19 protein-coding genes are annotated in these 20,803 nt (G+C 61.0%); 11 read left to right on the top strand and 8 right to left on the bottom strand.

Features of this window, described 5'->3' with window-relative positions:
- Positions 1-117: 117 nt before the first annotated feature.
- Both LDP01_RS04165 and LDP01_RS04160 read left to right on the top strand, forming a co-directional pair.
- Positions 118-474, top strand: a complete 357-nt coding sequence (locus tag LDP01_RS04165) for a site-specific integrase (protein WP_224090426.1) — start codon at positions 118-120, stop codon at positions 472-474.
- Complete coding sequence (locus LDP01_RS04160) at positions 426-743, top strand: hypothetical protein (RefSeq protein ID WP_224090424.1); 318 nt, start codon at positions 426-428, stop codon at positions 741-743. Before LDP01_RS04165 ends, LDP01_RS04160 begins: the two co-directional genes overlap by 49 nt.
- Here LDP01_RS04160 and LDP01_RS04155 read toward each other — a convergent pair.
- From LDP01_RS04155 to LDP01_RS04145, 3 genes are all read right to left on the bottom strand, one after another.
- The gene (locus LDP01_RS04155; protein ID WP_224090422.1) at positions 740-1,231 is read right to left on the bottom strand and encodes a T6SS immunity protein Tdi1 domain-containing protein; all 492 of its coding nucleotides are present in this window, start codon (positions 1,229-1,231) and stop codon (positions 740-742) included. The two genes, LDP01_RS04160 and LDP01_RS04155, sit on opposite strands and share 4 nt — an antisense overlap.
- A gap of 138 nt (positions 1,232-1,369) precedes the next feature.
- Complete coding sequence (locus LDP01_RS04150) at positions 1,370-2,707, bottom strand: HAD family hydrolase (RefSeq protein WP_224090420.1); 1,338 nt, start codon at positions 2,705-2,707, stop codon at positions 1,370-1,372.
- Positions 2,708-2,880: 173 nt separating this feature from the next.
- Positions 2,881-5,274, bottom strand: coding sequence for an ATP-binding cassette domain-containing protein (locus tag LDP01_RS04145; protein WP_224090418.1), 2,394 nt, complete (start codon positions 5,272-5,274; stop codon positions 2,881-2,883).
- Positions 5,275-5,498: 224 nt separating this feature from the next.
- Here LDP01_RS04145 and LDP01_RS04140 point away from each other — a divergent pair, with 224 nt between their 5' ends.
- Genes LDP01_RS04140 through LDP01_RS04130 form a run of 3 tightly spaced genes read left to right on the top strand, consistent with a single transcriptional unit; the run spans position 5,499 to position 8,529 of the window.
- Positions 5,499-6,635: a type III polyketide synthase gene (locus tag LDP01_RS04140; RefSeq protein ID WP_224090415.1), complete on the top strand. Its 1,137-nt coding sequence runs from the start codon at positions 5,499-5,501 to the stop codon at positions 6,633-6,635.
- Complete coding sequence (locus LDP01_RS04135; RefSeq protein ID WP_224090414.1) at positions 6,632-7,333, top strand: class I SAM-dependent methyltransferase; 702 nt, start codon at positions 6,632-6,634, stop codon at positions 7,331-7,333. Before LDP01_RS04140 ends, LDP01_RS04135 begins: the two co-directional genes overlap by 4 nt.
- A complete protein-coding gene (locus tag LDP01_RS04130) occupies positions 7,300-8,529 on the top strand; it encodes an FAD-dependent oxidoreductase (protein WP_224090413.1) in 1,230 nt (409 codons plus the stop codon). The genes LDP01_RS04135 and LDP01_RS04130 overlap by 34 nt, the downstream gene beginning before the upstream one ends.
- Here the strand turns inward: LDP01_RS04130 and LDP01_RS04125 are convergent.
- A complete protein-coding gene (locus LDP01_RS04125) occupies positions 8,474-8,893 on the bottom strand; it encodes a nuclear transport factor 2 family protein (protein WP_224090411.1) in 420 nt (139 codons plus the stop codon). The genes LDP01_RS04130 and LDP01_RS04125 overlap by 56 nt on opposite strands.
- Positions 8,894-8,993: 100 nt before the next feature.
- On the opposite strand from LDP01_RS04125, the gene LDP01_RS04120 reads away from it, so the two are divergent.
- Complete coding sequence (locus tag LDP01_RS04120; protein WP_224090404.1) at positions 8,994-9,671, top strand: peptide deformylase; 678 nt, start codon at positions 8,994-8,996, stop codon at positions 9,669-9,671.
- A gap of 17 nt (positions 9,672-9,688) precedes the next feature.
- Here LDP01_RS04120 and LDP01_RS04115 read toward each other — a convergent pair whose 3' ends face one another.
- Complete coding sequence (locus LDP01_RS04115) at positions 9,689-11,704, bottom strand: S9 family peptidase (RefSeq protein WP_224090402.1); 2,016 nt, start codon at positions 11,702-11,704, stop codon at positions 9,689-9,691.
- Positions 11,705-11,773: 69 nt separating this feature from the next.
- On the opposite strand from LDP01_RS04115, the gene LDP01_RS04110 reads away from it, so the two are divergent.
- From LDP01_RS04110 to LDP01_RS04095, 5 genes are all read left to right on the top strand, one after another.
- Positions 11,774-12,352: a methyltransferase domain-containing protein gene (locus LDP01_RS04110; RefSeq protein ID WP_346658902.1), complete on the top strand. Its 579-nt coding sequence runs from the start codon at positions 11,774-11,776 to the stop codon at positions 12,350-12,352.
- Entirely contained in the window at positions 12,345-12,629 is a 285-nt protein-coding gene (locus LDP01_RS23630) for a hypothetical protein (RefSeq protein ID WP_346658901.1), read from the top strand. Before LDP01_RS04110 ends, LDP01_RS23630 begins: the two co-directional genes overlap by 8 nt.
- A gap of 83 nt (positions 12,630-12,712) precedes the next feature.
- On the top strand, positions 12,713-13,174 hold the full coding sequence (locus LDP01_RS04105) for an NfeD family protein (protein WP_216925837.1): 462 nt from the start codon (positions 12,713-12,715) through the stop codon (positions 13,172-13,174).
- A gap of 93 nt (positions 13,175-13,267) precedes the next feature.
- The gene (locus LDP01_RS04100; protein WP_224090401.1) at positions 13,268-14,263 is read left to right on the top strand and encodes an SPFH domain-containing protein; all 996 of its coding nucleotides are present in this window, start codon (positions 13,268-13,270) and stop codon (positions 14,261-14,263) included.
- A gap of 255 nt (positions 14,264-14,518) precedes the next feature.
- On the top strand, positions 14,519-14,866 hold the full coding sequence (locus LDP01_RS04095; RefSeq protein ID WP_021470504.1) for an RNA polymerase-binding protein RbpA: 348 nt from the start codon (positions 14,519-14,521) through the stop codon (positions 14,864-14,866).
- 76 nt (positions 14,867-14,942) lie between these two features.
- Here the strand turns inward: LDP01_RS04095 and LDP01_RS04090 are convergent, their stop codons facing one another.
- The 3 genes from LDP01_RS04090 to LDP01_RS04080 form a co-directional block, all read right to left on the bottom strand.
- Positions 14,943-15,686, bottom strand: coding sequence for a polyprenol monophosphomannose synthase (locus tag LDP01_RS04090; RefSeq protein ID WP_224090400.1), 744 nt, complete (start codon positions 15,684-15,686; stop codon positions 14,943-14,945).
- Positions 15,687-16,103: 417 nt separating this feature from the next.
- The gene (locus LDP01_RS04085; protein WP_224090399.1) at positions 16,104-17,765 is read right to left on the bottom strand and encodes an amidohydrolase; all 1,662 of its coding nucleotides are present in this window, start codon (positions 17,763-17,765) and stop codon (positions 16,104-16,106) included.
- Between the two features lie 55 nt (positions 17,766-17,820).
- Positions 17,821-20,790 carry a DEAD/DEAH box helicase gene (locus tag LDP01_RS04080; protein ID WP_224090398.1) on the bottom strand — a complete coding sequence of 990 codons (2,970 nt, stop codon included), beginning with the start codon at positions 20,788-20,790 and terminating at the stop codon, positions 17,821-17,823.
- Between the last annotated feature and the right edge of the window lie 13 nt (positions 20,791-20,803).

Genomic DNA, 20,803 nt, shown 5'->3' with positions numbered 1-20,803 from the left:
GGAAGTAGCTGCGAGAACTCCCGTCCGTTAACGAATCCGATGTTCCGCAGGTGAGGAGGCATTTGGCTGGATCCGGACATTGGGCCTTTCAGGGCTGATGAGCGGGTTTTCACGGCCATGCTCGACGGCTGGCGGGCGCAGATGCTGGCACGCGGCCTCACGACAGAGACCATCAAGAAGCGCTGCCAGCTGCTGGAGCGTTTTCAGCGCTTTACGGGTGAATTTCCGTGGCAATGGCGCCCCGCCGACATCAAAGAATTCCTAGGAGATCTGCGCTCGGGCGACAAGCCGATCAGCCTGAAAACGTTGCGCTCGTACAGCAACGCCGTGGCGATGTTCTGTTCATTCCTGACGCATTCTGGCTATGGCTGGGGCGAGTTCTGTGAACGGACCTTCGGTGATATTCCGAGCCAGATCTGCTTCCAGTGGAACATGCATGGCGGGAGCTCGTCGCAAACCCGGGCCACGAACTGACTGCCGCGCACCCCAACACCAAGTGGGTATTCCGCGGAGCATTACCCGGACGCCACATCAACCCAGGGCACCTCGCAACCCGCCTCAGCAAAACTCTTCAGCACCCGCGCCGCACGCCTGGAAACACTCACGAACTCACCAAACTCGCACCAGTGGCCATCATCGCCGAAACCCTCGGCTACTCCCCCACAACCATCGAACGCCACGCCACAGACTCAGCCGCCGCCTACGCGCAATACATTGCCGCCCGAGCGGAGATCCGCCGTTAAGTCAGTGAAATGCCGCTAATCGGTGTTCCCGGTGGAAGGTCTCGAACCTGGCTGTGAATTTGACCCGTGAGGTTGAGGGCAACGACAAAGTCGCTCACTCCAACGTTGCTCAGTTCGGTCGCACCGCCGAGAACCGGCGGGATTTCGAACCCGTAAACCTCGGAGGCACCTGGCTTCAACCCCGCTTCGTCAGCAGCTTTCGCCAGTCCGATCATGAGGTACTGATCCTGGCCAGCCCGAGTATTCAAGGACTCCGAGAATTCCTGCTCTGTGGACCAGCCATGATTCAACTCTCCGCCAACTACGTCAAGAAACCAGAACCCATCGGCGCTTTGAAAGAAAACATCCCCAAAGGGTGATGTGAACAACGGCTGTTTCCCAGCTAGGTCCAGAAATGCCCAAGGCTCGAGTGCGGCAACGTAGGCATCAGCGGGAAAGCGTCGGATTGGTTCCATGCTCTGACAGTACTTGAAGCGGCGCTTGTTCACCGCGTCCACCATCCGCACGACTTAGCCCATCCGGAGAGGAGACGAAGGGTTCAGAACGAGGGGCCACTCCCGGCTCATGAATACCCGCGCATGCCAGTTAAGTCACGGGAGTAGAAGGGGTGCCTGACCCAGTCTGACTCAGTGGACACGGTCTGTCTGATCCGGGATAAGGCTGCCGTCCTCGCGCAGCACGGGACCCTTGCTGCTGTCCGGGTTGGTGTACCCCTTGGTGCTGCATGGATACGGCTCGCTGCGCTGTGGTTTGGGGTCGATGAACATTGGCGTGATTAGCCACTTGCCGTCCTCGTTGTCATACGCGCGGCACATGATTTCCGCGTTGTTCCGGTTCACCACCAGTCTGGCTTCGGTGGCGTCGGCAACGAAGGTTACGTCCGTGCCGGAGTCGCCGGCGGCCAGGATCTGGCGGCGTTCGGCAGGCAGTTGCTCAAAGGCTGAGGGACCCTCGACGCCGAAGATCACCTGATTGGCCCAGCATCGTTTTCCCTCGATGTAGGTCATGACGGAATCTTCGCCGTCGGGTATGCCGCCGCAGCCTTTCAGGTGGGAGGTTTGGATGCCGTCCTCGTATACGCTGCGGACACCTACGACGTGTCCGGCGTCGATGCCAACCTCGCCGGCCCACGCCTTGACCACCGGCTCCGGCGATGCGGAAACCGCCCAGGTTTCGATGCCGTGTGCCTGAAGGACACCGATGAGGTCCTTCATTTGAGGGTATATCCGGATATAGCCGTCCACCTGCTGGCTTCCAACGGTCTGCATGCTGCCTTCTGGTGCTAACAGGTTCTCCTGCTTCATCGCGAGTGCGAACCCGCCAAGTTGCTCCTCCGTATATCCGGCAGAGAGGGCCGTACCCCAGGCGTAGGCGCCTATGAGGTGGCGGGCATTGAAGCCCTCAAAGGCCGGTTCGCCGGAACGCGTCTTGTCCTCAAGGATGGCGAGGATTTCATCGGCACACTCCGTGTTGCTGCTGGTCTTCAGGGGTTGGCCTGCGGGAGTGTCTGTACCGCATGCCACAGCCAGTGCCTTCGCTGCCGCATCGGTCAGGTAGCGGTTTGTGCTCTTCCAATCCTTATTGGCTGGTTGCAGCACTTTGTCGTTCCGCAGCATCCAAAAGTTCGTGCCGTAGCCGATGTCGTTCTTCACCACGGTGTTGTCCCAGTCGAAGATTGCGACTGGAGCTTTATCTCCGCGGGCTGTTCCGGTGCAGCTGCTGTGGGCGTCGATGGTCTTTTGCAATTGTTCGCGGACCTCGCCTGGCCATGGCAGTTGGGCGTCGAGTTGGCGGCATTCGGCTGCCGGCCGAGCGTTGGTGGCAGGAGGTGTTGCGCACGACGTGGCTGACATAAGGGCAGCCACTACGGCCGCGGTGGTCGCAAACCGGAAATAGTTCTTCCTGAGGGTTTCCTTCCTGTAGCTCTTGTCATCCTTGACTGACGCTGACGAAAATGTGGACATGCTTCCCCCGATTCTCAAGATCCTTAATGGTATGTAAATAGTCCAAAGTCCTGAGTAAGTGTGTGTCATGTCACAAGGGATAGTCAAGAGATGGGGCGGAAACTTCTACTAGGAAGCTTGGGCTGGCCACTCTAAAACAAGTCGTATTGGCATTTTTTCAGGCCAGTCAAGTATCAAGCGCCGACGTAAGCCGCTAGGTGCTTGCCGGTCAGCGTCGGGCGGTCAGCCACAAGATCAGCGGGCGTACCGGAGAAAACGATCTTGCCGCCGTCGTGTCCGGCACCTGGTCCGAGGTCGATAATCCAGTCGGCATGTGCCATGACGGCCTGGTGATGTTCGATCACAATGACTGACTTTCCCGACTGAACCAAGCGGTCCAGCATTCCCAGTAGGTTTTGGACGTCGGCCAGGTGCAGGCCGGTAGTCGGCTCGTCCAGGACGTAAATATCGCCCTTTTCGGACATTTGCGTAGCCAGCTTGAGCCGCTGGCGTTCCCCGCCGGAAAGTGTGGTGAGCGGCTGTCCGAGCGTCAGGTAACCGAGTCCGACGTCGGCGAGGCGGTCCAGGATCTTGTGGGCGGCAGGTGTGCGGGCTTCACCTGCGCTGAAGAACGTCTCAGCCTCGTCGACAGACATTGCAAGCACTTCTGCAATATTGCGCCCGCCAAGCCTGTACTCCAATACGGAGGCCTGGAAGCGTTTGCCTTCGCATTCCTCACACGTTGATTCCACCGTCGCCATGACGCCAAGATCCGTGTAAATCACGCCAGCGCCATTGCAGGTGGGGCACGCGCCCTCCGAGTTGGAACTGAAGAGAGCCGGTTTCACATTGTTGGCCTTGGCGAACGCCTTGCGTATCGGCTCAAGTAGCCCTGTGTAAGTTGCAGGATTGCTCCGGCGGGAACCCCGGATGGCACCTTGGTCGATCACGAGGACCCCGTCACGTTTGGCCACCGAGCCGTGAATGAGCGAGCTCTTGCCTGATCCGGCCACACCCGTGAGTACACAGAGCACGCCCAGTGGAATATCCACGTCCACGTTTTGAAGATTGTTGGTGGAAGCTCCACGTACCTCAAGAGTGCCGGAAGCTGTCCGTACCTGCACTTTGATGGATGCGCGATCGTCCAGGTGGCGTCCAGTGATGGTGTCACTCCCCCGCAGCCCATCCAGATCGCCTTCGAAGCAGACTGTTCCGCCGCCGGTGCCTGCGCCAGGTCCAAGATCCACCACGTGGTCAGCGATCGCAATCGTTTCAGGCTTGTGCTCGACTACCAGCACAGTATTGCCCTTATCCCGCAACTGCAGAAGCAACTGGTTCATGCGCTCGATGTCATGTGGATGCAGGCCGATGGTTGGCTCGTCGAAGACGTAGGTGACGTCAGTCAGCGATGAGCCCAGATGCCGGATCATCTTGGTTCGCTGCGCCTCTCCCCCGGACAAGGTTCCGGCAGGCCGATCGAGGGACAGGTATCCGAGACCTATCTCGGCGAAGGAGTCCAGGAGGTGCTGCAGTCCTTTGAGAAGCGGAGCCACTGAGGGCTCATCAATTTCCCGGATCCAAACGGCAAGGTCGCTGATCTGCATCTTGCAGACATCGGCAATGCTCTTGTCTTTGATCTTGGAAGAACGTGCCTCCGGGCTCAACCTGGTGCCCTCACACTCCGGACAGGTTGTAAAAGTGATGGCCCGCTCCACGAAGGCGCGGATGTGGGGTTGAAGTGCGTCGACGTCCTTGGAGAGCATCGATTTCTGGATTTTGGGGATGACGCCTTCATAGGTGAGATTGATGCCTTCAACCTTGATTTTGGTCGGTTCCCGGTACAGGAGGTCGTGGAGCTCCTTCTTGGTGAACTTCGCGATTGGCTTGTCCATGTTGAAGAAGCCCGATCCGCTGAAGATCCGGCCATACCAACCATCCATCGTGTATCCGGGAATGCTGAGGGCGCCTTCGTTCAAGGACTTGCTGTCGTCATACAGTGCAGTGAGATCGAAATCGTTGACCGAGCCCATTCCCTCGCAGCGTGAGCACATACCGCCCAGGCGATTGAAGCTGGCCTTCTCCGTCTTCGTTTTGCCCTCACCGCGGTCCACTGTGATGGCCCCGCTGGCCTTGACGGTAGGCACGTTGAAGGAGTAAGCGTTCGGCGATCCGATGTGGGGTTGCCCAAGCCGGCTGAAGAGAATACGGAGCATGGCATTGGCATCTGTCGCAGTGCCCACCGTTGAGCGCGGGTTCGATCCCATCCTCTCCTGGTCCACGATGATGGCCGTCGTCAGGCCTTCCAACATGTCCACGTCCGGCCGCGACAATGAAGGCATGAAGCCCTGGACAAAAGCACTGTAGGTCTCATTGATCATGCGCTGGGACTCAGCGGCGATAGTCCCAAAGACCAACGAACTCTTGCCCGAGCCGGAGACACCCGTGAACACCGTCAGGCGACGTTTGGGGATCTCGACACTGATGTCCTTAAGGTTGTTCTCGCGCGCACCCTGCACCCGTATGAGGTCGTGGGTGTCTGCTACATGCGACGCAGGAGACTGGGTGTCGGTGCTCGTGGCAATGCTCATAATCGCTCCATCTGTTAGGCGGCGCCACCCAACAGTCCCCCGTCGGCGTCGCCTGGCCAGGTCTGACCAGCCTGAGGTCAGTACGTAAAATTCTCGTTCGTCGTCGCGAATGCGGCAACGGTCAGTGTCCACACTAGCGGCCAGCGTCACGGGCCTCGGGGAGGACGCGAAGCCTGAGCCGCTCCAACCATTGTCATCAGCCGCCGACTCGCTAAGAATGAAGCATGCCGGTATACATGAGGTCCCTTGAAACCGCAGTTCCGCCAACCATCCTCGTGCAGTCGCAGGCACGGGACGTCTTTGCAGCTCAACCAGGACTGACGCGGCTCGGGTCGCGGTTGGTCTCCACGTGCTTCGACTCAGCAGCAATAGATACCCGGTATACGGCGGTGGAAGAGCTGAGTCTCGACGCACATCCGGAAAATCCACGGTTCTTTGACCCCTCGAGCAATCAAGTGCTCAGCCCCAGCACCAAAGTCCGGAACGAGATCTTTGCTACGGAAGCCACCAAACTCTTCATCGAGGCCGGCAAGGCTGCGGTGGCGCGGGTCCCTGACGTTGACCTCGATGACATCACCCACGTCATCACCGTTTCCTGCACGGGATTCTTCAACCCCGGTCCCGACTACAAGGTAGTCCGGGCACTTGGACTCAACCCCGCCGTGCAGCGATACCACCTGGGCTTCATGGGCTGTTATGCCGCTTTTCCAGCCCTGAAGGCAGCCAAGCAGTTCTGCCTGGCTGATCCAGCCGCCGTCGTTCTGGTTATCTGTGTGGAGCTTTGTTCACTGCACGTGCGGACCTCCAACGACCCGGACACCATCATGGGTTCAGCGATATTCGGCGACGGCGCGGCGGCGGCCATCGTAACGGCCAAGGAACCCCAAGGGCCCGAACCCGTGATCCGGCTGGACCACTTTGAAACGGTCCTCACGCCCGTGGGCGAAGAAGCCATGGCCTGGAACATCGGCGACGAAGGATTCGAAATGGTGCTGGGTTCCTACGTGCCCCACATCATCGAGGAACACATCACTGGCGCGTTGGAGCCGTTGCTCGCCAAAGAGCCACAACTGGCGGGACTCCCCTACCGCGAAATAACGCACTGGGCCATCCATCCTGGTGGGCGAAGCATTTTGGACAAGGTCGAATCCAAGCTCGAACTAACCGAGGAGCAACTGGTCCCGGCAAGGGAAACACTGAGGGAATACGGCAACATGAGCAGCGCCACGGTGCTCTTTGTCCTGAAATACATGCTCGGACAAACGCCAAGCCAGCGCGAGGAACCAATCTGTTCCATGGCTTTTGGCCCCGGACTCACGGTGGAGACTGGCCTCTTTACGTTGGTCTCTCCCACTCTGTGAGCCCGTGGGGGTCCCTGAAAGACAGGGACGTGGATGCCATCGAGGACATGGACCGGTCTGACTGCGACCTCCAGCGCCTCAACCGTAGTTATGCCCGCTTCCCGGTGGTCAACGGCCTCCTTTCGGGATGGCACCGCATTTACCGTGACCGCTTTCGGCCGATTCTGGCCTCTACCGGTACGGCATCGGTGCTGGACATCGGATGCGGTGGTGGGGACGTTGCCCGAAGCCTGGCCGGATGGGCCGCGAGGGATGGGTTCTCTTTGCTGGTCACGGCGATCGATCCGGACCAGCGCGCCTACGACTTTGCCAGCCGCTCCCCAGCCGTTGAGGGTGTCCGTTTCCGGCAGGCCCATAGTGCCGAACTTGTCGCGGAAGGCAGCGCGTTCGATATTGTGCTGTCCAACCACATCCTCCACCACCTCGACGCCGATCAATTCACCGCCGTCGTGCGGGACTCCGAGGCTCTGGCCAAGCGTCTGGTGCTCCACAACGACCTCAAACGCAGCAACGCCGCTTACCTCCTTTTCGCCGCCGGCTTCTGGCCGTTGGGTATCGGCTCCTATATTTGCGGAGACGGCTTGGTTTCCATCAAGCGAAGCTTTACCGCCGCAGAGCTCCAACGGGCGGCTCCGGTGGGTTGGAGCGTGGAACGGAACGGCCCATGGCACAACCTGCTCGTCTACCAACATGCTTGACGTCGTCATCGTCGGGGGCCGGGCCTGTTGGGTTGTTCATGGGCGTTCTGCTGCTCCAACATGGGCACCGTGTACGCATACTGGAACGCCGATCGAACCGGAGCCACCGTTCACGGGCAATTGGGATTCACCCTCCGGCTCTAAAGGAACTGGACCATGCCGGTCTCGCGGCGACTTTGGTGGCATCCGGCGTCCGCATCGAGCGGGGCGTTGCGTACAGCAAAGGCGCCAGGGTGGCCGGGTTGCCCTTCAACGGGGACCCGGACTTTCCGTTCATTCTTGCCGTCCCACAACCCAAAACGGAACAGGTGCTTGAACAGGCGGTCATGGCTTTGGATCCGGACGCGATCATCCGCGGCGCCGCTGTCACGGAATTCGCCGACGACGGCGGTACGGTCAGCGTCCTGGCCGACTCGCCGTCCGGTGGCCTCGCCTACACAAGCCGCCTGCTGGTGGCAGCCGACGGAGCCCACTCGATGATTCGCCAGCGCCTTCTCCCGGGCCTTTCCGTACGCACCTATCCGGACTGCTACCTGATGGGAGACTTCATCGACACCACAGGGCACGGAGATGAGGCAGTTCTTTACCTGGAGCCCGAGGGGATCGTCGAGTCGTTCCCCTTGCCCGGGGATGTTCGCCGGTGGGTGGTACGGCTTGGAGCCCCCGCAAGAAGCCCGACGGCGGCAGGCCTGGCTGCGTTGGTGGAAGCCCGGACGGGAGTTGGCGTGGACCCCGGCAGCAACACCATGCTCAGCGCTTTCGAGGTCCAATCACGGCTCGTGAAGAGAATGGTCCATGGCAGGACGGTTTTGTTGGGCGATGCCGCCCACGAGATCAGCCCTATCGGAGGCCAGGGAATGAACCTTGGATGGCTTGACGCCGCTGCCTTGGCACCTCTCGTTGATGCCTCCCTCAGGGGACATAACGTCGGTCGGCAGCTTCAGTTGTTCGAGAAGGAACGACGCCGGGCGGCATCCCGGGCTTCGCAGCAGGCCGGGTTGAACATGGCCCTTGGCAGGCCCCTGCATCCGGCAATCATGGCATCCCGAAACGCGTTTTTTTGCCCATGCCTTGGAACTGCCGGGTGTCTCCGCCCTGGTCGAACGGCGATTCACCATGCGCTAGGTGGCGCGTGTTCATTCATGACGTTGCCTGTTCAGGAAGGGTGTAGTAACAGTCGTAGGTGTCTTGGCTGACGATCAAACCGTCCCGCAGCTCAAAGACAGCGGTGCTCCGCGCACGTATGGTCTCACCCGCATCCCAGTGCGGGAGGTCCAGGAGCAATGTGGCTGACCAGTTCATCTCCAGGACCACCCGGTTGCCTTCGCAGGTGGTACGGACCACCTCAAAGCGCTGGTTCGCCACGATGTTCTTACTGTGGTCCGCGCCTGTGAGAGTCTCCTTAAGGGTCCGGGTGGACCCGGTCCTGGATAGTGCGTGCGGCCATTCCGTAAGGGTGAAGTCGTGGGCAAGGTACGGGCTGATCTCGGCGGCGCCGCCGCCGGATTCAACCGTCCTGATAAACCCGAGTACATGGTCCAGAGGGGTGCTGATACTCATCCGACGAGCCTAACTGAACGTGGAGACCCAGGCCCGGCAAGGGCGCACCCCGAGTGCAGGACACAGGCACGAAGGGCAGCCTTGGCGTTAGGCTCAAGTCATGACGCAGCAACCTCACTCCGAGGCGCCCAGCCCGGCTACTGACTTTAATCCCCTCCAGATCAGGGACGCAGTCCTGCGGTTACTTGAAACAGAGGAGCTTCCGCCGATCGTTCAAGCCGGGCACCCTGTCCTCCGGCAACAGGCGGCGCCATATGACGGGCAGCTTGATGGCACTGAATTGGCGGCGTTCATCGAGCGGATGCGTGAGGTCATGCTTGCCGCGCCGGGGGTTGGGCTGGCGGCTCCGCAGTTGGGCATTCCGCTGCAGTTGGCGGTACTTGAAGACAAGTACGAGGTGGATCCCGAATCGGCAACGGTCCGTCACAGGGAGCCACTGGAGTTCATGGCTGTCCTTAACCCGCAATATCGGCCTCTGGGAAACGAGACAGCGTCATTCTATGAGGGGTGCCTGTCCGTTAGCGGCTACCAAGCGGTGGTCACCAGATACCGCAATGTGGAATTGAGCTATCTGACTCCAGAGGGGCGCCCAGTGGAAGAATGGTTCTCAGGGTGGCAGGCACGCATAGTGCAACACGAAACGGACCACTTACAGGGAATTCTCTATCTGGACAAGGCGGAGCTGCGCTCGCTTTCCAGCAACGCGGAACACTCCCTGCGGTGGTCCAATCCGGACATTGGAGATGCGCGGCGGACCCTGGGTTTCCTGCACAGCTAGCCGGTGCGTGGCCTGCCTCAGTCCGGCAGGCGGTTTGATGCCGTAGGGAGGTGCGCGGCCCACCATGCAAGGATGTGCTCGAACCGTTGCTTGCGGTGATGCGGCGTACCGGAGCGGGACAATTCATGGTCCTCCCCCGGAAAGACCAGCAACGAGGTCTCAATCCCTCTCTCCTTCAGCACGGCGAAGTAACGCTGCCCCTGTTCCAGAGGACACCGAAGATCGTTTTCGCTGTGGATTACCAATGTCGGTGTCTCCACCGAGTCTGCTACGGCCAAAGGGCTCTGTGCCACCAGCTGCCCGGGCGTCGCTCCGGCGTACTCGCCACCAAAAAACCAGCCGATGTCGGACGTTCCCGCGAAGCTGACCGGATCCAGGAACCCGCGCTCGACAACTGCCCCTTTGAAACGGTGGTCGTGTGCAATGGTCCAGGCCGTGAGATAGCCGCCATATGATCCGCCCATGATGCCCATACGATCTGTATCCAAAGTTGTATGCGTGGACAACGCAGCGTCCAGGAAGGCGAGCACGTCCTGCATGTCCAGGGTCCCCATGCGCTCCTTGATGGCGCGCCCATGGGTCTGTCCATAGCCCGACGATCCCCGCGGGTTGCACATGGCTACTGCGTATCCCGCAGCCGCATAGACTTGCGCTTCGTCGAAGAAGGCTCCCGTGTATTGGGAGAACGGACCCCCGTGGATAGTGAGCAGGACAGGGTGTGGCCCTGGTCCGTCAGGCAGCAGCAACCAACCGTGCACCGGGTACCCGTCCTTCGCATCCGCCTGGAATTCCATGGGCTCACTGACGCGGGAACTATTCCGCAGTTCCGCCGAGAAGTCCGTCAGCAGGCGCAGTTCACCTCGCTCCAGGGAGGCGACGTCGCCAGCGGTGGAGGCGTCCTGGAAGCTCACGGCTATTTCGCCGTTGGCGGCTACGGTGGCTCCATTGACTACCCGGGCTCCATGGACCAGAGGAGTAACGCTGCCTGCCGCGGTGATATCGAGGAGCTCCACGCTGCCCAGCGCCGTGTTCAGTACAAGGACGCTGTCAGGTCCGCTCGGTTCCAGCGGACCTGAGACGTCCAAATGCTCGACGTCGGTGAGGGCAACCGCATCTCCCCCGCTGACAGGCATTGAGTAGAGAACGCCGTTGCGCGCCACAAAATCCCGACCTGTATCGCCCAGGTCCTGCGCGGTGAAGAAGAGCGATCGGCCATCGGCGGACGCCCGCACGGCCGTGACGGTCTGCAGTTTTGGATTGTTGGGTTTGATGGGCTCTGGCTCGCCGCCTGTTGCCTTAATCCGGTACACGGACGTTACGAGGTCGTCATCATGCCCGTCATGGAGAGCCGCTACGAAATATATGAAGCTGCCGTCAGCCGAGAAGCACGGCGCCTCGTGGTCCGATTCGCCGAACGTCATCTGCATTGCAGTGGGGACTCCGGTTACCTTGGCGCCAGGCTGTTCGCGGGCGGCTCTGCCACGGGGAATGACAACAGGCTCGCCACCCAATTCCGGCACGTCAACCACGAACAGTTGCTGGCGTTGGTCCAGGACGTACCCCAGACCGTTCATCTGGTACTGGTTCACGGCGATAAGCCGGGCGTCTTCGCTTCCGGAAGCAACGCCGTCGACCGTTCCATATCGGCCCGGTTCCGCAACACGGCTGGTGAACACCACGCGATGGGAATCGGGAGACCACGCAAACCCGTTCACCCCGCCGTGCTGATCCGTGACCTGCTGTGGTTCGCCCCCTGCCGACTCCACAACGAACAATTGTGCTTTTCCCTCAAAGTCGCTCCGCAGGAAGGCCAAAACCAGGCCGTCAGGGGAGAAAGCCGGTGAAGTGTCCCTGAACCCACGGGTGATACGTCGCGGGCGCTTGCTGGTGTCCAGCGGTACATTGCACAATTGACCGACGTAGGCATCGGCGTCGAAATCAGGCCTGACGACGGATACCACGGCTTTGGTGCCGTCCGGATGGATGGCCGGGGCGGAGACGGAGTTCAACAAAGGCAGTTGCTCGGGTTTCACCTTGGTGAGCCTAGCCCCGCAGCCCTGGCGCAGGCACCAGACACTCCGGCCCAACGTAGGATTGAATCCATGTTGTCCGATGCCGTTGCCGCCCTCCGCTGTCCCGTTTGCGAAGGGCGGTTCCAGCTGGCCGGGGATCCACAGCGGAGGCTTGTTTGCGATTCCGGGCATGTCTTCGATGCCGCAAAACAGGGTTACTTCAACCTGCTCACGGGTAAGGGCACAGTCTTCGAAGCTGATTCGGCGCAAATGGTGGGCGCCCGGCAGCGATTCCTGGACAGCGGACATTACGCTGCTTTGGCTGACCGCGTCGCGGGTCTGGCAGCCGCATCGCTGCAGCGGCCCGGGGCCGTGGTTCTCGACGCCGGAACCGGCACCGGGCACTACCTCCACCGCGTTCTGGAAACCACCCCGGCTTCTGCAATCGGGCTGGACATTTCCAAATTCGCACTACGGCGGGCCGCACGACTCAACGGGGATGCTGCCAACCTCGTCTGGGACATTTGGCGCCGGTTGCCCGTCGCCGACGACGCCGTGGATGTGGTCCTTGTGGTGTTCGCCCCGAGGAACCCGGCAGAGTTCGCCCGGGTGCTGCGGCCCGGGTGGACAGCTGATTGTGGTGACGCCGCAGCCAGGACATTTGGCTGAAATCGCTGCCCGAACTGGAATGCTCAGTATTGAGGAAGGCAAGGCCGAGCGCCTGGCTGAATCCTTGGGCGGCTATTTCCGCGCGAATTCAGCGTACAACCTGGACATGCCCCTCACCCTCAAGGGCTCCGAGTTGGCCGACATCGCCTACATGGGGCCGGCCGGTCACCACATCAAGCCCGAAGAACTCGCACAGCTGGCCGCTGCGGATGGACCCGTAGCAACCACGGCGAAGTTCCGTATCAGCCTCTTCACCGTGGGTGCTTCGGCTTCCTGACGAGGAACTCAGCGTCGGGCTAGGATGGAGGAACAGCGACTGTGACCCCGTCTACGGCGGGGTCCGGGACCAAGGGGGAAATGATGTTTGAATGGCTCGGCGAGAATTGGTGGGCCCTCTGGCTCACGGTCTTCCTCGCGTTCGCGGTGGTGGAGATGCTAACCCTCGACCTCTTCTTCATCATGCTCGGCGGCGGCGCACTGGCAGGGCTCATTGCCGACTTCGCCGGGGCCGATTTCTGGCTCCAGATCGTCATCTTCAGCGTGGTCTCCCTCTTGATGATCGCCTTTGTCCGGCCGGTTGCCCTGAAACACCTGCATAAAGGACCAGCAGAACAGCGGACGAATATCGACCGGCTCATCGGTCAGCCCGCCCTGGTCATTGAAGCGGTCACGGGCACCAGCGGTCTGGTCAAGATCGGCGGCGACGTCTGGAGCGCGCGCAGCACCGCCGGAGTCCTGGACGCCGGCGCTACCGTTCAGGTCACCAGGATTGACGGCGCGACGGCGGTAGTTGCCTCGCCTGCCGAAAACAGCCCGCGCTGATTCGAACCGGAAAACCAGAATTCTGCGGACAGGTTGGCAGCCTGCCCGCAAAAGGCCAAAGCAAGCCACGCAATTGGGGAATCAAGGAGACGCATGGACGGTTTAGGAGGAACAGCGGCAGCAGTTGTGCTGATTGTTCTCGTCATTTTTGTCATCATCGTGTTGGTCCGCTCGGTAAGGATCATCCCGCAGGCGCGTGCCGGCGTCGTTGAACGCCTCGGCAAGTACCAGCGCACGCTCAACCCGGGCCTTACCATCCTGATTCCATTCGTCGATCGGCTCCTGCCGTTGCTCGACCTCCGTGAGCAGGTGGTGTCCTTCCCGCCGCAACCAGTCATCACCGAGGACAACCTCGTGGTTTCGATCGACACTGTGGTCTACTTCCAGGTGACGGACCCACGGGCAGCCACGTACGAAATCGCCAACTACATCCAGGCGGTTGAGCAGCTGACCACTACCACGCTTCGTAACGTTGTAGGTGGCCTCAACCTCGAAGAGGCACTGACCTCCCGTGACCAGATCAATGGCCAGCTGCGTGGAGTGTTGGATGAAGCAACAGGCCGCTGGGGCATCCGCGTCTCGCGTGTGGAACTGAAGGCTATTGATCCGCCCCACTCCATCCAGGACTCGATGGAAAAGCAGATGCGTGCAGAGCGCGACCGTCGAGCAGCCATCCTGACGGCTGAGGGAACCAAGCAGTCACAAATCCTTACAGCAGAAGGCCAGCGCCAAGCTGCCATCCTTGCAGCTGAAGGTGATGCCAAGGCCGCTATCCTCCGGGCAGACGGTGAAGCCCAGGCCATCCAGAAAGTCTTTGACGCCATCCACAAGGGCAACCCGGACCAGAAGCTCTTGGCTTACCAGTACCTGCAGACGCTACCCAAGCTTGCTGAGGGCAGTTCCAACAAGCTCTGGATCATCCCCAGTGAAGTTGGCGAGGCCCTGAAGGGCATTGGCAGTGCGCTCGGGGGCGCCAATGGTGACTCCGTTGCTGCCGGCTTCTTTGGCGGCAGCAACAAAGTTGCTGCTTCGGAGCCGGTATCTCCCGTGGAATCCACTACGGCATCACGGTCAAGGCCCACAGAGTAACTCTGTTTGAGGCAGGTGAGCGGTCAGCCAAACGGCTGGCCGCTCATCGCGTTGTGCATTGCTTTTGGGTACTGACCATCGATCCGCGTATAATGGGATATTTGTCCGGCTGGTTCAGTGTGGATGGAACATTAAAGCTTGGCCAGGCGTTGCAATTAGTGATGCAAGGTGTGCAGAAGTAGTCCGTAGGGACCGCGAAAACGGCTTACGGCTAGCGCGGAGTTCAGGCTCCGCGAACAGACAGAGGGAGTAATCATGAGCGATCGCAGCCTGCGGGGTATGCGTCTTGGCGCCCAAAGCATGGAAACCGAGTCCGGCGTTGAACCGGCACCGCGCCAGCGGGTTGAATACCGCTGCGAGGATGGCGAGCAGGTCTTCGTCACCTTCTCTGCTGAAGCCGAGATCCCCCCTGTTTGGGTTTCCAAGACTGGCAAGGAAGCCTTGCTCGTAGACGGCGAGCGTCCCGTGGACGCCAACGAGAAGGCCGTCCGTACCCACTGGGACATGCTCCTGGAACGCCGCAGCCTTCCGGAGCTGGAGCAGATCCTTGAGGATCGTTTGAACATCCTGCGTGAGCGCCGCGGAGAGCGCCGCTCAGCTTAGTCTTCGGACTCAAATGGAAAGGGCCGGATCGGTTCCTTGCGGAACCGGTCCGGCCTTTTCTTTCTGATAGCTACTTCTACTTTGCGAGGGCCGGCTGTTTGCCGGTGAGCTTGGCCCAGCGTGCTGCCAGGCCCCATTTGGTGACGTTGATCATGGCTTCCACCACGATGTTGCCGCTCATCTTCGATGCGCCAAGTTCCCGCTCAACGAAGGTGATGGGACGCTCCTCAATGCGGAGGCCGAGCTTGGCAACACGCCACGCAAGGTCAACCTGGAAGCCGTATCCCACTGAATCCACTTCGTCCAATTTGAGGGCTTCAAGTGTGCTGCGGCGGAAAGCACGGTAGCCGCCGGTGACGTCCTTGATTTTCAAGCCAAGCATGATGCGGGCATAAGTGCTGCCGATGCGCGAGATTGCCTGGCGGTAGAGCGGCCAGTTCACAACACTGCCTCCCGGTACCCAGCGCGAGCCCATGGCGAGGTCGGCGCCTTCTTTCACCGCATCAAGGAGGAGGGGCAGTTGCTCGGGCTTGTGGGAACCATCGGCGTCCATCTCCACGAGGACGTCATACCCGGCGGCAAGGCCCCACTTGAAGCCGGCTATGTAGGCCGCGCCAAGGCCTTCCTTGCCTTTGCGGTGCAGTACGTGCACTTGCTTGTCCTCGGCGGCTATGCCGTCAGCAAGTTGTCCCGTGCCGTCCGGGCTGTTGTCATCAACCACCAGGACGTCCGACTCAGGCACTGCGGTCCGCAGCCGACCCAATGTCTTGGGGAGCGATTCCAGCTCGTTGTAGGTAGGGATGATCGTCAGGACACGCAAGAAGAGGCCTTTCCTTGATGGAGCGGTCAGTGTGCCGGACCAGCCTCAAGGCTGGCGTTCTGGCGCAACTCTCCATTATAGGACGATCCTGTGCACTGCTAAGGGCAGCTGTGGCCCCGGCCACACAAACTTAAGCGCTGCGGGCAGGTCCATAGACCCAGGACCAGTGTTGTCCGGACAGGTAAATTGCCGGACGAACTGTTTTCTGGGGCCCTATGGGCCTGCCCACTCGCGTACCGCCACCAGGCTACGTCCTGGCCGCGACCAGACCATTACTCCCGGGATCCCCCAAGCCTTAACGATCCGTTGAGCCTCAATGTTACGGACTTTACAAAAGCTGTCAACCCGCGGTTGACCTGCGCGTTCGTGCATCGTCCCAGTTCAGGCGGAGCATTCGAAGGCAAGGAAATAGTGCCCTCAGACCCGGAGGGATTCGTGAGCGAAGAGCTCCTGGCCTTCCCTCACCGTCTGCAGGCAGACAGGATCACTGCCGGTATCCAGGGCCGGGAGCAAGGGCGTGCGGGCACGCGGATCGGTGCTCCAGGACTGCACACGGCTATCCGCCACCTGCACCATGAGTTCCTCGATTTCCCATACCGCGAAGCTGGCTGGCGCACCTGGGACGAGTTGGCCCATCAGAGGGTTCCTGTGTTTGGTTGCCCGCCAGCCGGCCCTGGTGTGGCCAAGGAAAGCCGCGCGGGCTGAAATGCGCTGGTCCAGGTTGCTGTGTTCCAGGCAGGCCCGGATGCTTGACCAAGGGCTGAGTGGTGTCACGGGGCTATCGCTGCCAAAGGTGATTGGAACTCCGCTGGCGTAGAACGCAGCCAAGGTGTTCATGGCCTTGCTGCGTCCGCCAAGCCGTTGCTCGTAGAGACCTCCGGACCCTCCCCACATAGCATCGAATGCCGGTTGCATGCTGACTGTCACCGAGTATTTGGCCAGCTTCTCGACTGCAGCCTGATCGGCAAGCTCAACATGTTCAAAGCGGTGGCCTGCTGCGCGAATCCGCTGCTCCCCCACCTCGGCGGCTGCGGCGTCCAATGCGTCAAGCGCAACATCAAGGCCGGCATCGCCAATGATGTGGAAACCGGCCTGGACGCCCAGGAGTGAGCACGCAGCAAGGTGCTTGGCGGCCTCATCCACTGAAAGATACAAAGTGCCGCGTTGGCCCGGCGCATCGGAATAATCCTGTCTCAAGGCAGCTGTCCGTGACCCGATGGAACCGTCGATGTTCAGGTCACCCGCCAGGCCCAGGACCCCGGGGCCCAGGCCGTCCAGGATCGTGCGGGCGTGATCCTCCGATGACGCCAGCTCGCCCCAATATGGCAGCACCTGGGGTTTTCCGGTCTGCCTGTTCCAGGACATGGCCATCCGAAGATCTTCCGGGCCGCAAATGTGCGGTGCCGACATTTCAGCCAAGGCAACGTAGCCGTTGGAAGCCGCATAATGCAGGGCCCGCTCCTGATACCCACTCCTTTCGGCGTCACTGAAGCTCCGCGCCGCGAGACGGGCGGCGGTGTGGGCTGTCCTGACTACGCGACCACTATCCCCGGAGAAGCCGTCCATGCCGGCAAGGCCTGCCGACGCCGCCAGAGAGGATGAAACCAGGGCGGAGTGAACGTCAATGCGGGAAAGGTAAACCTGCCTGCCGCCGGAGGCCTGCTCCAGCTCTTCCAGCGTTGGAAGGGTGGCATCCTGCCAGGTTGTTTCATCCCAACCGTGGCCAATGACAGTTCCTGAACCGCTGGCGGCAGCAACGGCGTCGAGCAGTTCCCGGGCAGACCGCACACCCGTCAAGGACAATCCCGCCAAAGCGAGGCCCGTCTCCGTCAGGTGCGCATGGGAGTCAACAAAGCCCGGTGCCACGAGGGCGCCCCGAAGATCAATGACGTCCATTGTGGAATCCTCGATGGACGTCGCTGCCTGTTCGGATCCCACCCACGCGACCGTGTCACCATCCACCACCATGGCGGTAGCGAACGGATCGGCAGCGGTATAGATCGAACCGTTCCGGTAAAGGGTGACCTTACGGACGTTTTCGTCGGGACGGTCGCCGGCGGACGGGCCTGGCTGGTTCATGCGGTGTGCTCCTCGAGCGTTTGAAGAAGGTCTGGGTCTCGAAAACGGTTCCGGGTCAGGCGACGGTTGAGTAAGCCACGACACCCCGGCGGACCAGGTCGATGGATTCACGGCAGATCCGCGCCAAGCGGGGATCCAGTTGTGGAATTTTGGCGAGTTGGTCCAGAAGGTCAACCACTTGCTTTGCCCAACGGACGAAGTCGCCCGCAGCAAGGTCAGTGCCGCTGAGCACGTCCTGAAGATGGCGGCCTTTGGCCCACTTATACATGGGCCACATGAGGCCCAGCTCCGGTTCGCCGGTCAGCGGAAGCCTGTTCTGTTCCTCAATGTCCTCAAGTTGCGACCATTCCCGAACGACGATGTCGACCGCCGTTTCCAGTGCAACCGAGGGCATCCTCGGGCGAAGGCCCCGGTCTTCGCGCTTTGCCTGGTACACCAGAGTGCTGGCCAAGGAGGCCAGCTCGGCAGCATCGAGATCGTTGATGGCACCACGCCTGATGGACTGTGAAATAAGCAGGTCCTTCTCACCGTAGATGCGGCGCAGCCGCTGCCCATCCGTGCTGATGGTGACCTTCCCGGTGTCGTCGGTTTCGAGGTAGCCATAGGCGGAGAGGACGTCGCATACGCGATCGAACGTCTTGGCAATCGTGTTGGTCCTGCTTTGGATCTGGCGGACCAGGCCGTCGGTCTCCTTGCGAAGTTTCCACCAACGCTCCCCCCAACGGGCGTGGTCCTCGCGCTCACTGCAGCCATGGCAGGGATGCGCCCTGAGCGCCCTGCGTAGTTCAGTGATCTTCTGTTCCTGGTCCTGGGCACGCGAGCCCAGACCGAAGTCCTCGTGCCTGCTGTTCCGCCTGGCGCGCGGTGCTTCATCGCTGATCGCGTTCCGCATGGAGGCTGCAAGATCACGGCGCGACTTGGGCACCTTGGCGTTGAACGACTTGGGAATCCGAATGCGGGTCACCGGGGAAATGGGGCCGTCGAGGTCATGGACGCCGATACGACGCAGCTGGTTGTCCGAAGTGAGGACAGACGGCCGCGGTTCGCGGGCATTGGGATCGACATCAAGCACGACGGCGTGTCCGGCCAACCTGCCACTGGAGACGGTAATGACGTCCCCGGGTATGAGCCGGGTCAAGGAATCAGCCACTCTGGACTTCCGGGCGCGCTGGTGGTCGCGCGCCGCGAACTGCTCAGCGTCGCTGAGTTCGCGGCGGAGCCGGGCATACTCCGTGAAGTCGCCGAGGTGGCATTCCATGGACTTGGCGTAGCCGGCCAATGATTCTTCGCGTCCACGGACTTGCCTGGCGAGGCCCACCACGGAACGGTCCGCTTGGAACTGCGCGAAGGACGACTCAAGGATCTCGCGCGCCCGCACCCGGCCGAATTGGGCAATCAGGTTGATGCTCATGTTGTAGGTGGGCGTGAAGCTGGAGTTCAGCGGATACGTGCGGCGTGACGCCAAGCCAGCCACTGCCGCCGGGTCTGTTCCGGGCTGCCACAGGACCACGGCGTGGCCCTCGACGTCGATGCCGCGGCGTCCGGCCCGACCGGTCAGCTGCGTGTACTCCCCCGCCGTGATGTTGACGTGGGCTTCCCCGTTGAATTTTTCGAGCTTTTCCAGCACCACGCAGCGCGCAGGCATGTTGACTCCGAGTGCCAAGGTTTCAGTAGCGAACACCGCCTTGACCAGGCCATCCGCAAACAGCTTCTCCACTACCTCCTTGAAGGTGGGCAGCATGCCCGCGTGATGAGCCGCAAAGCCCCGGATGAGGCCGTCGCGCCAGCCCCAGAAACCCAGGACATCAAGGTCGTCTGCAGGAATTTCGTGGCTTGCTTCGTCCACGCGCTGGGCGATGATCTGCTGTTCGCGCTCAGTGGTGAGCCACAGGCCGGACGCCGCGCACTGGGCCACCGCAGCATCACAACCTGCCCGGGAGAAGATGAACGTGATGGCAGGCAACAGGCCCTGGCGGTTAAGGCTCTCAATGACCTGCGGACGGCTTGCTTTCCGAACCGGGCTGCGCTGCTCCGGGCTCTGCCGCTCATCCCGGTAGCGGTCCTGCCGACGGCGGCTCCGGCCACCATGGCCGAAGCGGCCGTTGAAGTTCATACGGCTCTCGGATCGGGCCATTGCCAGCAGATCCGGGTTCACTTCGAATTCAGGGCCGGTAACTGCCTGCCTGGCCGTGGAGGTCACAAGACTCTTGGCTGCGATCTTTCGGCTTTCTGCCGGAAGGACGGCCTCGTCAACGGCATCCTCAACATCGCTGAGATCCGGTACCTCGGTGTCCGGTATCTGTGGGGCGATTTCGTCGAAAGTGGTATCGCCGGCAAAGAGGTCAACGATCTCCCTGCCCACCATGACGTGCTGCCACAGTGGCACGGGACGGTGCTCGGACACGATGACGTCAGTATCGCCCCGAACGGTATCCAGCCACGCACCAAACTCTTCAGCATTGGACACAGTGGCGCTCAGCGAAGCAACCTGCACTTCACTGGGCAAGTGAATAATTACTTCCTCCCAGACGGCTCCGCGGAAGCGGTCTGCGAGGTAATGGACCTCGTCCATCACGACGAAGCCGAGGTCGCCGAGTGTCTCCGAGTCGGCATAGAGCATATTGCGGAGGACTTCGGTGGTCATCACCACAACGGGCGCCTCACCGTTGATGGTTGTATCGCCCGTCAGCAGGCCAACGTTGGCAGAGCCATACTTGGCGGCGAGCTCGGAGAATTTCTGGTTGCTCAGCGCCTTGATGGGTGTTGTGTAGAACGCTTTGAGGCCACGTTCCAGAGCCAGGTAGATGGCAAATTCGCCAACGATCGTCTTGCCGGCACCGGTAGGCGCCGCGACGAGGACGCCTCTGCCCTCCTGCAATGAGCGGCACGCCTCACGTTGGAAGTCGTCCAATTCGAAGTCCAGGGAACGGGCAAAGGCACCAAGATATGTCTTGGCCTCAGCTGCCCGGTGAGCGGCCGCCTGGTAGCGGTCTGATGGTGATTGGGACCCGGAAATGGAGGACATGCACCAAGCCTAA

The organism is Arthrobacter sp. StoSoilB13 (genome assembly GCF_019977255.1).
Lineage (GTDB): Bacteria > Actinomycetota > Actinomycetes > Actinomycetales > Micrococcaceae > Arthrobacter.
This window is presented reverse-complemented; position numbering and strand designations above follow the sequence as displayed.

What these genes read in the sequence shown, in the direction of transcription:
- LDP01_RS04080 (WP_224090398.1), bottom strand. Translation starts at nt 20,790, where the DNA reads ATGTCCTCCATTTCCGGGTCCCAATCACCATCAGACCGCTACCAGGCG.
- LDP01_RS04110 (WP_346658902.1), top strand. Translation starts at nt 11,774, where the DNA reads ATGTTGTCCGATGCCGTTGCCGCCCTCCGCTGTCCCGTTTGCGAAGGG.
- LDP01_RS04100 (WP_224090401.1), top strand. Translation starts at nt 13,268, where the DNA reads ATGGACGGTTTAGGAGGAACAGCGGCAGCAGTTGTGCTGATTGTTCTC.
- LDP01_RS04120 (WP_224090404.1), top strand. Translation starts at nt 8,994, where the DNA reads ATGACGCAGCAACCTCACTCCGAGGCGCCCAGCCCGGCTACTGACTTT.
- LDP01_RS04130 (WP_224090413.1), top strand. Translation starts at nt 7,300, where the DNA reads ATGGCACAACCTGCTCGTCTACCAACATGCTTGACGTCGTCATCGTCG.
- LDP01_RS04125 (WP_224090411.1), bottom strand. Translation starts at nt 8,893, where the DNA reads ATGAGTATCAGCACCCCTCTGGACCATGTACTCGGGTTTATCAGGACG.
- LDP01_RS04140 (WP_224090415.1), top strand. Translation starts at nt 5,499, where the DNA reads ATGCCGGTATACATGAGGTCCCTTGAAACCGCAGTTCCGCCAACCATC.
- LDP01_RS04085 (WP_224090399.1), bottom strand. Translation starts at nt 17,765, where the DNA reads ATGAACCAGCCAGGCCCGTCCGCCGGCGACCGTCCCGACGAAAACGTC.
- LDP01_RS04105 (WP_216925837.1), top strand. Translation starts at nt 12,713, where the DNA reads ATGTTTGAATGGCTCGGCGAGAATTGGTGGGCCCTCTGGCTCACGGTC.
- LDP01_RS04150 (WP_224090420.1), bottom strand. Translation starts at nt 2,707, where the DNA reads ATGTCCACATTTTCGTCAGCGTCAGTCAAGGATGACAAGAGCTACAGG.
- LDP01_RS04165 (WP_224090426.1), top strand. Translation starts at nt 118, where the DNA reads ATGCTCGACGGCTGGCGGGCGCAGATGCTGGCACGCGGCCTCACGACA.
- LDP01_RS04145 (WP_224090418.1), bottom strand. Translation starts at nt 5,274, where the DNA reads ATGAGCATTGCCACGAGCACCGACACCCAGTCTCCTGCGTCGCATGTA.
- LDP01_RS04095 (WP_021470504.1), top strand. Translation starts at nt 14,519, where the DNA reads ATGAGCGATCGCAGCCTGCGGGGTATGCGTCTTGGCGCCCAAAGCATG.